This window comes from Phocaeicola sp. RTP21198st1_B8_RTP21198_201120, assembly GCF_040929485.1.
GTDB lineage: Bacteria > Bacteroidota > Bacteroidia > Bacteroidales > Bacteroidaceae > Phocaeicola > Phocaeicola dorei.
This window is the reverse complement of record NZ_JBCOCI010000454.1, coordinates 1-1,173: the sequence shown is the minus strand read 5'-3', so window position 1 is coordinate 1,173 and position 1,173 is coordinate 1. Positions and strand designations below refer to the sequence as shown.

Genomic DNA, 1,173 nt, shown 5'->3' with positions numbered 1-1,173 from the left:
CCCCTAACTTTGATTTATACACCTGCACAGCACTTGTTGGAACAGGACGGGTTAGATGGTAGTACAAAGAAATATCTCCAAATAATAAAGAATAATGCCGAAAGGATGCAGAAGCTGATTAGTGAGTTGATGGAGTTTCGTAAAACTAAATCGAGCAATATGGATTTGCATCCTGAAAATGTGAACGTAAAATCATTGATGGAATATGCTTCCAACAATTATGTGGATATCCTGAAAGAGAATAAAATAGACTTCAAGGTAGAGACTCATGATACGTCAGAGATCTATTCCGACCGCAATGCTTTGGAAAAAATTATATTCAATTTACTGTCGAATGCGTTCAAATATACTCCTCGTTATGGATATATTCATGTTGAGATATCACAAAATGAGCCTGATAAAACCTTATACTTGCTCGTAAGAAATTCCGGTAAGGGATTAACAGAACAACAGATGGCAGAGATATTTGATAAGTATAAGATATTTGATACTCCTAAATTGGGTAACTCTGTCAGCAATGGCATAGGTTTAAATCTAACAAAGAGTCTGGTTGAATTATTAGGCGGGCAGATAAGTGTAAATAGTGAACTGGGAAAAAGTGTTGAATTTTCAGTCGTGATTCCTTCTTTGCCATCCGATCATTCACTTGTTGTAACGGATGAAAAAGATTCGTTGCAGAAAGAAAAGAACGGGCAGGATCACTTATCCCCTCGCAAAGATACTGTCATACTGATAGTGGAAGATGAAAAGAATATCAGAGACCTGCTGAAAGATGTCCTCTTTGATTATGTGATACACGAAGCAAAAGACGGCGTGGAGGCTTTGAAAGAGATAGAACATAATCATCCTGATATTATTATAAGTGATATTGTCATGCCCAATATGGACGGCTTGAGCTTGATTAATAAATTGAAATCCGATTTGAAAACAAGTTATATTCCAATCATAGGAATATCGGCAAAGGCTTCTGTAGAAGACCAGATTAATGCCTTTAACCATGGTGCGGATGCTTATATCGTCAAACCATTTCACCCGAGGCAGGTTATATCCACCATAGAAAATCTGCTGTCGAGACAAATGCTTTTAAAGGACTATTTCAATTCCAGCATGTCTTCTGTGAAAGTAAAAGACGGGATTGTTCTTCATCCGGAAGACGAAGAGTTAATACAGAAT

At 37.2% G+C, this 1,173-nt stretch carries 1 protein-coding gene; it reads left to right on the top strand.

Annotation, left to right across the window (positions count from 1 at the left end; translation table 11 throughout):
* The coding region (locus tag AB5935_RS27215) for a response regulator (RefSeq protein WP_368328003.1) at positions 1-1,173 on the top strand (1,173 nt) is incomplete at both ends.